This is a genomic window from Streptomyces sp. NPDC056738 (genome assembly GCF_042790435.1).
GTDB lineage: Bacteria > Actinomycetota > Actinomycetes > Streptomycetales > Streptomycetaceae > Streptomyces.
This window is the reverse complement of sequence record NZ_JBHTZF010000006.1, coordinates 242,288-255,177: the sequence shown is the minus strand read 5'-3', so window position 1 is coordinate 255,177 and position 12,890 is coordinate 242,288. Positions and strand designations below refer to the sequence as shown.

10 protein-coding genes are annotated in these 12,890 nt (G+C 73.2%); 4 read left to right on the top strand and 6 right to left on the bottom strand.

The annotated features are described in order from the left end of the window. Positions 1-47 precede the first annotated feature (47 nt). Complete coding sequence (locus tag ACFRIC_RS18155) at positions 48-2,411, top strand: hypothetical protein (RefSeq protein ID WP_382786592.1); 2,364 nt, start codon at positions 48-50, stop codon at positions 2,409-2,411. Positions 2,412-2,421: 10 nt separating this feature from the next. On the opposite strand, the gene ACFRIC_RS18150 is transcribed toward ACFRIC_RS18155, so the two are convergent. The 4 genes from ACFRIC_RS18150 to ACFRIC_RS18135 form a co-directional block, all read right to left on the bottom strand. Next, a complete protein-coding gene (locus ACFRIC_RS18150; RefSeq protein ID WP_382786589.1) occupies positions 2,422-4,851 on the bottom strand; it encodes a right-handed parallel beta-helix repeat-containing protein in 2,430 nt (809 codons plus the stop codon). Positions 4,852-5,023: 172 nt separating this feature from the next. Then, positions 5,024-5,629, bottom strand: a complete 606-nt coding sequence (locus tag ACFRIC_RS18145; RefSeq protein ID WP_382786587.1) for a hypothetical protein — start codon at positions 5,627-5,629, stop codon at positions 5,024-5,026. A gap of 184 nt (positions 5,630-5,813) precedes the next feature. Further along, positions 5,814-6,638: an MOSC domain-containing protein gene (locus ACFRIC_RS18140; protein ID WP_382786584.1), complete on the bottom strand. Its 825-nt coding sequence runs from the start codon at positions 6,636-6,638 to the stop codon at positions 5,814-5,816. Positions 6,639-6,683: 45 nt separating this feature from the next. Further along, entirely contained in the window at positions 6,684-7,109 is a 426-nt protein-coding gene (locus ACFRIC_RS18135; RefSeq protein WP_355763715.1) for a DUF6643 family protein, read from the bottom strand. Positions 7,110-7,401: 292 nt separating this feature from the next. Between ACFRIC_RS18135 and ACFRIC_RS18130 the strand changes: the two genes are divergently transcribed. Then, positions 7,402-8,730 carry a TerD family protein gene (locus ACFRIC_RS18130; protein WP_382786580.1) on the top strand — a complete coding sequence of 443 codons (1,329 nt, stop codon included), beginning with the start codon at positions 7,402-7,404 and terminating at the stop codon, positions 8,728-8,730. A 7-nt stretch (positions 8,731-8,737) separates the two neighbouring features. Here ACFRIC_RS18130 and ACFRIC_RS18125 read toward each other — a convergent pair whose 3' ends face one another. Beyond that, positions 8,738-9,913, bottom strand: coding sequence for a glycosyltransferase (locus ACFRIC_RS18125; RefSeq protein ID WP_382786577.1), 1,176 nt, complete (start codon positions 9,911-9,913; stop codon positions 8,738-8,740). A gap of 58 nt (positions 9,914-9,971) precedes the next feature. On the opposite strand from ACFRIC_RS18125, the gene ACFRIC_RS18120 reads away from it, so the two are divergent. Both ACFRIC_RS18120 and ACFRIC_RS18115 read left to right on the top strand, forming a co-directional pair. Further along, positions 9,972-10,757, top strand: coding sequence for a glutamate racemase (locus tag ACFRIC_RS18120; RefSeq protein WP_382786574.1), 786 nt, complete (start codon positions 9,972-9,974; stop codon positions 10,755-10,757). Positions 10,758-10,989: 232 nt separating this feature from the next. Then, complete coding sequence (locus tag ACFRIC_RS18115) at positions 10,990-11,535, top strand: hypothetical protein (protein WP_382786571.1); 546 nt, start codon at positions 10,990-10,992, stop codon at positions 11,533-11,535. A 198-nt stretch (positions 11,536-11,733) separates the two neighbouring features. On the opposite strand, the gene ACFRIC_RS18110 is transcribed toward ACFRIC_RS18115, so the two are convergent. Continuing rightward, positions 11,734-12,792, bottom strand: a complete 1,059-nt coding sequence (locus ACFRIC_RS18110; protein WP_382786568.1) for an O-antigen ligase family protein — start codon at positions 12,790-12,792, stop codon at positions 11,734-11,736. Between the last annotated feature and the right edge of the window lie 98 nt (positions 12,793-12,890).

The window sequence follows — 12,890 nt, the reverse complement described above, 5'->3', positions numbered from 1 at the left end:
CTGCACATGACACCTGAGACACGTGTGGCACGGGGAAGTGCGGAACAGTGGATCGTGCACGGGAACAAGCCGTCGACGGGGAGCCCGGCAGCCCCGCGCAGCGGCCCGGAACGGCCGGAGCGGCCCTGGAGCTCCTGGTCCACGGCGTGGGCGGCGCCACGCCGGAGGAGATGCTGAACGATCCGCGGACGGTGCGGATCACCGGCGACGCGACGGCCGCCGTCTTCCGGCGCGCCGACGACGCCGACGCCGAGGAGCGCCCCGGGGACCCCCGCGGCGGACCGGTGCGCGAGGCGTACGTGTGGTGCAACCTCACGTCCGGCAACGGAGCCCGCGCCCTGTGGCTCCTCCTCCTGCCCTTCATGGTGGTCAACCTCGCGCACTGGATGCGCCCGGCCTCGCACGGTCACGGACGGACGGTGCGCCTGTACGGGCTGCTCGTGCGTCTGGCCGGGCTCACCCTCACGGTGCTGCTGGTCGCCGCCGCCTGCGAGGTCGCCCTCGATCTGGCCGCCTGGCAGTGCGCGGGCACCCGTCTGTGCGTGCGCAACCACTCCTGGCTCGGATTCCTCTCCCCGGACCGGCCCGACGCCGGCTGGTGGAGCCTGCCCGGCCGCCGCCTCGCCGTGGCCGCGCTGGTGCCCACGGCGCTCACCACGCTCCTGTGGTACCTCTCCCACCGCACGTGGAGCGCGTACGAGTCGCAGCAGCCCATCGCCCGCGCGGCCGAGGCCCACGAGGAGACCGACGGCACGGGACTCGGCCGACCCGGCTTCTGGTACGGGCGCCGACTGGTGGCCCGGCTGCGCGCCGCGCACACCGCCGCGGGGTTCCTGACCGTCGCCGCGGCCGTGGCCTCCCCGGCCACCCACCACGACCGCGCCCCGGGCGGGTCCGCCCTACTGGAGACGCTGGGCGGGCTCCTGAACGCAACCCTCGTGGCGGGCGGGGCCGTTGTGCTGTGGGTGGTCTGCCGTCGCGGCCGCAGCGAGAACCGGATCGACCACGGACGCGACCAGGCGCTCGTGCGCAGGCTGCCGCTCGGCGCGGCCGCCCTGCTCGCCCTCACCCTGGTGTACGCGGGCTGGTCACGGCCGCACTGGCAGTCGTCGGGGCGCCTGGCGGGCGACGCCACGTTCGGCGGCCTCACCCTCGTACAGGGACTGCTCGTGATCGCGCTGTGCGTGGTCGCCCGCGCGCTGTACCGCACGGCTCCCCAGGTCGCGGATCCCGGCCCGACGGCGGACGGGGCCCCCGGCCCGCGCACCGCGATGCGCGGCTTCGCCGGACCCGCCGTCGCCATGCTCGGCTGCGCGCTCGGAGGTGTCATGTCCGGAGGCGTGTCCCAGCGGGTCGCCGACTGGCTCGACGGCACCCGCCACTCGATCCCCGGGCCGCCCGTCCTGCTGACCTGGCAGGCCTCGGTGATCCCACCGCTGCTCGTCGTCCTGCTCGCCCTCGTCGGCTGGCTCGGCCGGCGCACCTGGCGGCTGCGCCGCGGCGAGATGACCGCCGTCGAGCGCGAGTACCCGGGCGAACCGAGGGACTCCGCCCGTACCCGCCGCATCGCGAGCACCCGCGCGATGGCCGCCCTCACCGACCGGGCACCGCTCATGATCGGTGTCCTGTCCTCCGTGACCCTGCTGCTCGGCGGCTGTTCCCTGGCCGGGGCCCTCGCCACCGGTGACACCCCGAGCGAGGCCGCCCGGGGCACGAGCGGCTTCGTCCACGGGGCGGCCGAGACCGCGCAGGCCCTGGGCTCCTGGTTGATCGGCCTCGGCTTCATCCTGTTCGTCACCTGGGGCCGGCGCGCCTACAAGGACCCGGCCGCCCGCCGCACCATCGGGATCCTGTGGGACGTCGGCACTTTCTGGCCGCGTGCCGCCCACCCCTTCGCCCCGCCCTGCTACGCGGAGCGCGCGGTGCCGGACCTGACCTGGCGGATGGCCACCTGGACCCGGGCGACCGGCGGACGCCTGGTGCTCTCCGGACACTCCCAGGGCAGTGTGCTGGCGGCCGCCGCGGCCTGGCAGCTCAAGCCCTCGGTCCGGGGAAGGATCGCGCTGCTCACCTACGGCTCACCGCTGGAGCGCCTGTACGGACGCTGGTTCCCGGCCCACTTCGGCCCGGCAGCGCTGGCCTCGCTGCACCGCGAGGTCGCCTGCTGGCGCAACCTGTACCGGCGCACCGACCCGATCGGCGGGCCCGTCCGGCTGCCCGGCGACTGCGGCCCCGAGGTCGACCACGAGCCCCTGAAGGACCCGCTCGCCTACGGGCGCACCGACCGGCAGCCGCTGCCCGCCCCGGTCCTCGGCCACTCCGACTACCAGGCGGACCCGGTCTTCGCCGCCGAGCGGGAACTCCTGCTGGAACGGCTCCTGCCCGAAGTCCCGGGCCAGCGGCCGTGCTAGAGCCGAGCGCTCACGGCAGGTCCGGCAGGTCCTCCGCATAGAGCAGGGTCAGGTCGTCCGTGCTCGGCTCGTCCAGCTTGGCGACCCGGCCCGCGTGCCGTTCCACCATAGCCTCGAACGTCTGCCGTGCCGTGCGGCCGTTGCCGAAGGCGGGCCCTCGCGGGATGGAGGTGAAGTACTTCAGGACCGCCTCGGGCGCGCCCGGACCCAGCCGGTACTCGTGCTCCTCGGCCTGCTGCTCGACGATCCGCAGCAGCTCGGTGGGGATGTAGTCGTTGAAGGTGATCGTCCGTGAGAAGCGGGACGCCACCCCGGGGTTGACCGACAGGAACCGTTCCATCTCCGCGGTGTACCCGGCGACGATGACCACCACCGCCTCCCGGTGGTCCTCCATCAGCTTCACCAGCGTGTCGATGGCCTCACGCCCGAAGTCCCGGCCCGAGTCCTCCGGGGACAGCGCGTACGCCTCGTCGATGAACAGCACGCCGCCGCGCGCCCGGTCGAACGCCTCCTGGGTGCGGATCGCGGTCGACCCGATGTGCTCCCCGACCAGATCCACCCGGGACACCTCGACCAGATGACCCCGCTCCAGCACGCCCAGCGAGGCCAGGATCTCGCCGTACAGCCGGGCGACGGTCGTCTTGCCCGTACCGGGGGAGCCGGTGAAGACGAGATGGCGCCGTGCGGACGCCGCCTTGAGGCCCGCCTCCTGCCGGCGCCGGCCCACCTCGATCATGTCGGTGAGGGCGCGCACCTCGCGTTTGACGTTGTCCAGGCCCACGAGTGTGTCGAGTTCACCGAGGACGATCTTCGGTCCGCGGGCCGGAGCGGCGGGCTCGGTGCCCGTGACGGCCGGTTCCCGCTCGGTGCTGCGCTGACCGGGGATCGTCCCCAGCAGACTCACGGACGAAGCCGACGTCTCGACCGCCGCCTCGTGCGCCGGGGTGCGCAGCGACGCGCTCTCGTCGCTCGCGCAGTCCTCGACGACCGGACCCGAGCCGGGGGCCGAGCCCGCGTCGGCGAACTCGTAGCCCCCACGCGCGCATCGCTCCGTACGGCACTTGCGCAACGTCGACCGGCAGCCGTCGATCACGTGGAAGCCGTAGCCTCCGCTGTCGGCGACCCGGCAGTGCGTGAAGCTGCCCCGGCCGTCCGCCGAGACGTAGAACCCCGCCTCGGCGGGGGAGGTGACCGTGCAGCGCTCGAAGGTCGGATCGGCGCCCTTGGTGACGATCACGCCGGTCTGGGTGCCGTCGATGATGCAGCCGGACAGCGTGCCGCCGCTGCCGTGGTCGCGGAACCAGGCTCCGGTGGCCGCGTCCCGGATCCGGCAGTCGTCGAGCTGGGCGGTCGCTCCGTCGCTCACCGACACCGCCGTGTTGCGCACTTGGGAGATGTCGCAGTCGACGACGTCCGCGCGCGAGCCCCGGTCGAGGACGAACAGCGCGTCCGGCACGTCGTGCACGCGGCACGAGTCCAGGACGGCGGTCGCCCCGTCGCTCACCCACACCGCGGGGTAGTCGCCCGTGCTGTCGAAGATCTCGCACTGGTTGGCGTCGACGCGGGTGCCCGGGTCCCAGACCGACAGGCCGTTGCGTCCGAACTGCCGCACGCTCGTGCGGGTCAGGGTGAGCACCGAACGGGAGCGCAGGTCGACCGCGTTCTCCGGGATGTCGTGGATGCGGCAGTCGGCGAGGGTGAGCACGGCGTCGGTGTCGAGGGTGACGCCGTCCGCGGTCGTCCGGTGCACGTCGCAGTCGGTGAGGTGTGCCACGGCCCGGGCGGTGATCTGCACCCCGGAGCCCTTGACCTCGTACACCTCGCAACCCACCGCCTCCAGCGAGGAGTTCTCGCCGGTGGCCGACAGCCCGGGACCGGAGGTGTGGTGTACCCGGCAGCGCTCGAGTCGCGGACGCGCGCCCCCGCGGACCACGACTCCCGACTGACCGGCCGCCACGACCTCGCACTCCTCGAACACCCCGCCTCCGCCGTCCAGTACGGCGATGCCGACGCCGGCCGGGTTGTCGACGGTGCACCGGCGCACGGTCGGGCGGGCACTCCCGCGGACCTCTATCCCGGCCGCGGAACGGGTGACGATCCGTATGTCCAGCAGTTCCGGCGTGCCGTCCTCGACGAGCAGCGCGGGCGAGGCCGAGTCCTGGCCCTCCACGTGCAGGTCCTGGACGACGGCCGAGGCGCGAACGGTCAGCGCCACGCCGTCGATCGGCGCGATGCGTACGGAGCCGGGGGAGCCTTCGGGTCCGCGCAGGGTCACCGCGCGCTCCACCACCAGGTTCTCCCGGTAGGTGCCGGGAGCGATGGTCAGCACGTCACCTTCGGCCGCGGCCTCCAGGGCGGCGGCCAGCGAAGCGTACTCACCCGTGCGGCGCCGCCACCGCGAGGTTCCGGTGTGCGTCACCTGGACCGTGCCCTGTGCCATGGCGCTGTTGTGCCCCCACCTCGTCGTACGCGGGTCCTGCGAGGTCGTGCCGATGCCCCGTCGATCGGCATCCCGGGCCCTGCCCGACAGCCTCTCACGGCGGTGCCGAACAGTTCGGCCGGTCCACCGTAGCGTGCGCGGGGGTGCCCGGTTGACCGGAGCGGGAAGGCCGTCAGCTACCGGTGTCTGCCTTGCCCCAGTCGGGACCCGCCTTGGCCCAGGCCCGGTCCCACCGGGTGTGACGCCGGCGGATCATGTGCCAGAGGATCAACCGCCTGCCGCATTCCAGCAGTCCGGCCGCCAGCACCGCGGCGCCGAAACCCGCCAGAGCGGCGTGCGCGGTCGCGGTGGCACGGTCCAGCGGGCGGCCCATTATTCGGCCGTGCCGGTCGGTCCAGATCGCGAACCGGTCGCCCGGCCGCGGGGACTTGAGGTCGGCGATCACCGTGCCGCGCCACGGGGTGCCGTCGGGCGCGGTCCAGTCGGCCACGACCCGGCTGTGCGGGTCCCGTCCCGACGGGGTCTCGGGGTCGGGAGCCAGCGGGCCCCGCGACAGCTTCTTGACGACGACGGCCGCCACGTGGTGCCGGTCCTTGCGCTGGTCCCGCACCGCCTTCTGCAGCGTCCCCTGCACCGAGGCCCCGACGGCCACTCCGGCGAGGGGTGCCGCGAACAGGACGAGCAGGAGCGCGGCCAGGGCAAGCCAGGCCTCCACGAGATCTGTCGTACGGCGCAGCGGATTGCGCCGCCAGCGCCAGAGACCGATGATCGCGCGCACCGTCCAGCCCCCCTTCCCCCTCCGTGATGTCCAGCGGCGGAGCCGTTCACACGGGAGGTCCTGGAAGAGAGGCCGACATCACCCTCCCCCAGGGCCCTTCCTGAACTTCTCCCAAAGACCCAACGATCCCGCCCGGCCGCGGGGTTCCCGGTGGCCCGGCTCTGGCGCGATGTCGTCCGACCGGCTACGCCAGGACCGTGACCGGGTCGCCGACCCGCACCGAGCCGCGGTTCTCGGGCACCAGGTTCTGACCGAACATCGCCTTTCCGCCGAAGCGCCGGTGCCGGGCGAGCGTGCGCAGCGGTTCCTTGCCGCGCCGGGCGGTGTCCTGGTCGGTCGTGGTCACGATGCAACGGCCGCACATCTTGGTGACCCGGAACGTGACATCGCCGATGGCGATCCGCGTCCAGTCGTCCTCGGCCCAGGCGTCCGTGCCCGACATGACGACGTTCGGCCGGAAGCGGCTCATCGGCACCGGGCCCTCCTCGGCCCGGTCGCCCCGCGCGATCAGGGAGTTGAGAGCGTCCAGCGATCCGAGTGTGGTGGCGAGGAGCGGATAGCCGTCGGCGAAGCTGACGGTCTCGCCCGGGAGCGCGAACTCCGGGTCGACGGGCCGGCGGACGGCCGGATCGTCCATGTGGACCAGGCGTACGTCCGCGCCCACGTGTCGGCTGCACCAGTCGTGCGCGGCGGCGTCGGCGAGGACGGCCTCCACCTTGTCGCCGAAGATCTCCACCGTGGTCGTGCCGAGGGGTTCGGGCACCTCGACCGTCACCGGCTCGAGGTTCTCGGCGGACAGGCGAAGGCCGCCGCCGGAGAGTGTCTCGGCGGCGGCCAGCGCCAGACGCGGCTGCTCGCGTTGCGTGACGACCTTTCCCCCGTCGTCGATCAGGACCCAGCGTCGATCTCCGGCCAGCCCCCAGGGCTCGACCTCGGCCTCCTGGAGCGAGACGCTCCGGAAGGCTTTGACCGGATGGACGTGAATCGAGTGCAGTACCGCGTTCCCCATGACCGCCATGGTGCCAGGAAGCACCGACAATCCGGTCGGGGGTGGTCAGTACCCGCGGTACTGCTGACCGTTGTACGGGTCCTGGTACGGAGCGGGGGCGGGCCGCGGAGCCGCGGGGCGCATGGCCTCGAAACCCGAGGGGGCCGCCATCGGGCGGGGCTGCTGCGGCTGCGGGCTGGGGTAGCCCCGGGGGGCGCCGGCCTGCTGCGGGATGTACGGCGCGGGGGCCTGCTGCAGCGGCGAGGGCTGCTGGGCCTGCTGGTAGCCGTAGGAAGAGGGGCCGGCCGGCAGCGCGGGGAGCGCGGACGGCAGTGCCGGGAGGTTGTTGCTCATGCCCGAGTCGTAGGCGGAAGGGACCCGGATCGGGGCGATCTGAGGGGTACCCCGTTCGGCGACCAGGGAGTCGTAGATCGGGGTGTCCGGGAAGGCGGAGTAGTAACCGCCGCCATAGGTGGAGCGGGGGGAGGTCATGGCACATAAGTTAAGCCCACGATGTGCTGGTTGGGGAGACCGATAAGAGGGTTGTTTTTTGGTGTCCGTGGTGACGTGGGATCCCCAATGCGAGCGAACTTGGCAAAAAAGGACGTCAAAGATGGTTGAGATCGTGTAAAGGCCCAGCCTCGGACGGGTTACCGGCGGTTGACCAGGATCTTCCTGCGAGAGCCATGGGAGTCGGCGGACCTGGGGATTAGGTTTGGCCGGAACGGAGCCGGGGGTCCGTTCGGGACTCGCACCGGTGCGGAGACACGCGATGGGGGCGTACATGTCAATGCCTAAGGGATCCAATGTTCATGTCCCGACGAGCGCACTCCGAGTGGAATTGGGGTGGCGTTCAGGACAGGGGGTGCCCGACGTCGATGCGTCCGCCCTTCTGCTGGTGGCCGGAAAGGTCCGTTCGGACGGCGACTTCGTCTTCTACAACCAGCCCGCGCACTCCTCGGGCGCCGTCCGCCACGAGGGCAAGCGCGACGACGGCGGCCAGGTGACCGACACCCTGTTCGTCGATCTCACGCGCGTGGAACCCGTCGTCGAGAACGTGGTCCTGGCCGCGTCCGCCGACGGCGGCTCCTTCGGGCGCGTACCCGGTCTGTACATCCGGGTGCTCGACACGCGGGCCGGCACGGAGATCGCCCGCTTCGACAGCACCGACGCGACCGTGGAGACCGCCTTCGTCCTGGGCGAGTTCTACCGGCGCCAGGGCGCCTGGAAGTTCCGCGCCGTCGGACAGGGCTACGGAAGCGGCCTCGAAGGGCTGGCCACCGACTACGGCATCACGGTGGACGAGCCGCAGCACGCGACCCCTCCCGTCGCCGCGCCGCAGGGCCCCGCCACCCTCGTACAGGGGCCGCCGCCCCCCGTCGCACCACCGGTCACCGTGCCGCCGCCGGTCGCCCCGCCCGTCACCGTGCCGCCCCCCATGGCGCCCCAGCCGCCCGCGGCCCCTCCGGCTCCCGTCCGTCTCTCCAAGGTCACGCTCACCAAGGAGGCGCCCTCGGTCTCCCTCGCCAAACAGGGCGGCACGGGCGGCGCCATGCGCGTGAACCTCAACTGGGAGGTGCGCAAGCAGTTCTCGGGCTGGGGCAGCAAACGCGGCCGGGCCGTCGCCATGCACGCGGACCTCGACCTCGACCTGTGCGCGCTGTACGAACTCTCCGACGGCCGCAAGGGAGTCGTACAGGCCCTCGGCAACGCCTTCGGGGCCCTGCACCAGCCGCCGTTCATACACCTCGACGGGGACGACCGGACCGGGGCCGTGGCCAGTGGCGAGAACCTGACCATCAACCTCGACCACAAGCAGAGCTTCCGGCGCATCCTCATCTTCGTGACCATCTACGAAGGCGCCCGCTCCTTCGCCGATCTGCACGCCACGGTCACCCTCCAGCCGCAGAACGGCGCGCCCATCGACTTCTCCCTCGACGAGTGCACGGTGCCCTCCACCGTCTGCGCGCTCGCCCTCATCACCGGCAACGGCGCCGACCTCGTCGTCCAGCGCGAGGCCCGGTACCTCGTACCCGCGCGTGGGGTGAGCCCCCAGCGCACCGTCGACCACGCCTACGGCTGGGGCATGAACTGGACGCCCGGCCGGAAATGACCCGTCCTCAGCTCTCGTCGAGGGCGGCGCCGGGGCGCGTGTAGGTGCGGCCCTTCCAGGCCGCGCCGCGCCCCCTGTAGTGCTGTACGGCGGAATCGACCGTCATGAGGAGATAGAGGAACGCGGTGACCGGCAGCAGGGGAGCGAGCGCCAGCGGCTGCCGGTAGTACCGCAGCATCGGTACGTAGGTCGCCGTCATCACCAGCCAGGCGAGCCCCCCGGCGGCGGCCACCCACGCGTTCCCGGAGGCGAGTCCCGCCACCAGGGCGACCGGCGGCACCAGGTACACCACGGCGAGCCCGGCGACCGTCCCCGCCAGCAGGAGAGGGCTGTGCCGCAGTTGGGCGTACGCGCTGCGCGAGACCATGCGCCACAGATCACGCAGCCGCGGATAGGGGCGCACACTGTCCACCCGCTCCGCGAGGCCCAGCCAGATGTGGCCGCCACCCCGCTTGACGGCACGGGCGAGCGCCACGTCGTCGATCACGGCATGCCGGATCGACTCCGGGATCCGCGCCCGCTCCGCGGTGTCCGCGCGCAGCAGGACGCAGCCCCCCGCCGCGGCCGCCGTCCGCGAGCCCCTCACGGCGATGCGGCGGAAGGGGTAGAGCTGCGCGAAGAAGTAGACGAAGGCGGGCACGACGAGCCGCTCCCACAGGCTCTCCACCCGCAGCCGCGCCATCTGCGAGACGAGGTCGAAGCCACCCGTGCGCGCCGCCGCCACCAGGAGCCGCAGGCTGTCCGGGGCGTGCGCGATGTCCGCGTCGGTCAGCAGGAGGAATTCGGGGTCCCGCGCGCGGGCCAGACCGATGCCGTGGCGCACGGCCCACAGCTTGCCCGTCCAGCCGGCCGGCGGCTCACCCGGTGAGCCGACGGTGAGCGGCAGCCCGCCGTGCCGGCGGGCCAGCGCACGGGCCAGCTCGCCCGTGCCGTCCGAGCTGCCGTCGTCGACGAGGAAGATCTCGGCCCGCCCCGGATAGTCCTGGGCCAGGAGCGAGGGAAGACTGTCCGGCAGGACGGCGGCCTCGTCCCGGGCCGGCACCACGACACAGACGGAGGGCCAGTCCGACGGCTCACGGCGGGCGGGCAGCCGTACGTCCGTACGCCAGAAGGAGCCCTGGCAGAGCAGCAGCCACAGCCACGCTGCCAGTGATCCGACGGCGATCCACAGGAGGGCGCTCACTCGCCGCAGTCTGCCCCACCGAGGTCGCCCGTCAACACGGATCGTCTATGGTGACCGGGTGAAGATCGCGCTCATGGACTCCGGAATCGGACTGCTCGCTGCTGCCGCCGCGGTGCGTCGACTGCGGCCCGACGCCGATCTCGTCCTCTCCTCCGACCCCGGCAGCATGCCCTGGGGACCCCGCACGCCGGAAGACGTCACCGCGCGTGCCCTCGCGGTCGCCGAGGCCGCCGCGCTGCACCGCCCCGACGCCCTGATCGTCGCCTGCAACACCGCCTCCGTACGCGCCCTGCCCGCCCTGCGGGCCCGCCTCGAACCGGAGGTGCCCGTCATCGGCACCGTCCCGGCCATCAAGCCGGCCGCGGCCGGCGGCGGACCCGTCGCGATCTGGGCCACGCCCGCCACCACGGGCAGCCCGTACCAGCGCGGACTGATCGAGGAGTTCGCCGCCGGAGTGGCGGTCACCGAGGTGGCCTGTCCCGGCCTCGCGGCCGCCGTCGAGCACGCCGATCAGGCCGCCATCGACGCGGCGATCGAGGCGGCCGCCGCGCACACCCCCGAGGACGTGACGGCCGTCGTCCTGGGATGCACCCACTACGAGCTCGTCGCCGAGCGCATCCGCGCCGCCGTGCAGCGCCCCGGCCGCCCGCCGCTCGTGCTGCACGGTTCCGCCGGAGCGGTCGCCGCCCAGGCCCTGCGCCGCATCGGCGAGCTGCCGGACCCCGCGGCCCCCTCCGACTCCGCGGTCACCGTGCTTCTGGGCGGCCGCGAGGGCGCGCTGCCCGCCACGGCGCTCACCTACGAGGAAGGCCGCATCCTGTCGGCGGTCAGCCCCGCACGCTGAGCGACGGAACCGCCCTCGCACCGGCTCGCCCCACCACTCGGGGGGCCGTCCCCGTTTCGGGACGTCCGGCCCTGGACACCCGTGGGACACATGCGGACACCCGTTCCCCGGGCACGTCCGGTCACCATAGGGACACCCTCGGTGGGGCCCTCGGTGGGGCCCTCGTCCACCCGGCGGAGTGACGCTCCGCGACCCGGTGCCCGCAGAGCGGAATCTGAGTACTCTCATGGGCATGAGGGACCACCCCCACGGCGAAACCTCCCCGCACCCGGCGATCTGGACCGGGCGTGCGAGGAACCGCGTCCAGTTGCTGCCCGCCCTGGGCGGTGTGGCCTGTCTGGCTCTCGGGATCGAGCTGGCCGTCGGCTCCGGCTGGACGTCGGGAACGGCACCGCTGGTCATGTCCGTCGTCGGCTGCATCGCCGCCGGACTGCTCATCCTCTTCGGCACGCTCGCCTTCGTGCACGTCGCCGTGCGGGTGGACGAGGACTGTCTGGAGGTGCGCTGCGGCCACATGGGGCTGCCGCGCCGCCGCATCCCGCTGTCCACGGTCGTCGGCGCCGACTTCGCGCCCCAGGTCACCCCGCGTCAGTGGGGCGGCTGGGGGTACCGCTGGCGGCCCGAGCAGGGAACCGCCGTCGTCGTCCGGCGCGGCGAGGGCGTGGTGCTGCGCCTGGGGGACGGCCACACGTTCACGATCACCGTGGACAACGCCGAGGCGGCGGTCCGGATCATCCGCGGCAGGCTGCGTCCGGACACGACCGGCGTGGCGCGCTGAGGCCCTGTCCGGGCGTCGTTCACGGATCGGGGTGACCGTCCGAGTGCTCGCCCTGGGGATTGTGTACGTATCGGAGTGACCGCCAGAGTGCACGCCCGGGGCGCACATACGTATGCGTACGGCTGACCCCTGGAGTGTTCGATCCGGAGATCATGTACGTATCGGGGTGACCGTCAGGGTGCAGGCCCGAGGGGTCGGTCACGTTCCCGCGTGACCGTCGGGACGGCCGGCCCCGATCGGCACGCCGTCCGGCGCTGCCGGGGCGAGCGGCCGCGCGGTGGCGAACCCGGCCAGCAGTCCCGCGCCCGCGGTCACCGTCATGAAGCTCAGCGCGTTGCCGATCGAGGCGATCGCGGCCACCGCCGTCAGGGCCGCCCCCGCCGTCAGCACGATCGGCGTCGTGCGCGGCGAGCGCAGAAGCGCGTAGAGAACCCAGCAGAACGCCGCCGCGAGCAGGACCACTCCGGTCAGCCCCTGCTCGGCGGCCTGCTGCAGGGGCGCGGAGTGGGGTTTGCCGTCGGGCAGCAGGGACTGGGCGACCGTGGGACTGAGCGCTTCGTAGCGGCCTGGGCCGACCCCCAGCCCGGGCTCGGCACGGGCCATGCGCAGGGCGTCGTGCCAGAGCAGGATGCGGTGCTCGGTGAGCTGCCCCTCCAGGGAGGCGGTCAGTCCGCCCGGCAGCGCGTCCTGGCCGATCGCCCAGGTCGCCCCGGTCACCAGGGCCGTGGCCGCCGCGAATCCCGAGAGACCGAGCGCCCGGCGGTGGACCCGGGCGGTGGCGAGCGAACAGAGCAGGACACCGGTGCAGGTGACGAGGCCGGTGGTGGACCCGAGGAGTGCCGCCGTCACGGCGGTCCCGGCGGCCGCCAGACGCAGCGCCAGCCGCAGGGCGAAGGTGCGCGCGGCCCAGGCCGCGCAGCACGCGGCGCCGCAGGAGAGGGTGAGCAGGGCGGCCGTGGCACCGGTGTGACCGAGCTGCAGACTGATCTGCGGGCCGGGCGTGGCGATCGCGAGGCCGAGTCCGGCCGCCGCAGCGACGCAGGGGGCGGCCACCGGCAGGAGCGCCCCGGAGATCCGCCCCGCGGCGTAGCCCGCCGTCACGGCGAGCACCGCGAGCAGCACGCCCTCGGGCCGGCCCTCGTGCGCGGCCGCCGTGATCAGCGACCAGGCGGCGCAGGCCACGAGCACGACCATGCCGACGACGTCCGACGCACTGCGTCTTTCGCCCGTGGCCACCTCTTCGGCCGTGGAGGTCATCCCCGCGGAACCCACCCCCGTCGCCCCCCGACTGTGCTCGCCCCGGGCGCCGTCACCGCATCAGGCCGCACGTCAGAGGCTCGGCCACACCGTAACGG

Excerpts from the sequence above, each read along its gene's own strand:
- ACFRIC_RS18130 (WP_382786580.1), top strand. The coding sequence starts at position 7,402 with ATGTCAATGCCTAAGGGATCCAATGTTCATGTCCCGACGAGCGCACTC.
- ACFRIC_RS18110 (WP_382786568.1), bottom strand. The coding sequence starts at position 12,792 with ATGACCTCCACGGCCGAAGAGGTGGCCACGGGCGAAAGACGCAGTGCG.
- ACFRIC_RS18140 (WP_382786584.1), bottom strand. The coding sequence starts at position 6,638 with ATGGGGAACGCGGTACTGCACTCGATTCACGTCCATCCGGTCAAAGCC.
- ACFRIC_RS18150 (WP_382786589.1), bottom strand. The coding sequence starts at position 4,851 with ATGGCACAGGGCACGGTCCAGGTGACGCACACCGGAACCTCGCGGTGG.
- ACFRIC_RS18135 (WP_355763715.1), bottom strand. The coding sequence starts at position 7,109 with ATGACCTCCCCCCGCTCCACCTATGGCGGCGGTTACTACTCCGCCTTC.
- ACFRIC_RS18115 (WP_382786571.1), top strand. The coding sequence starts at position 10,990 with ATGAGGGACCACCCCCACGGCGAAACCTCCCCGCACCCGGCGATCTGG.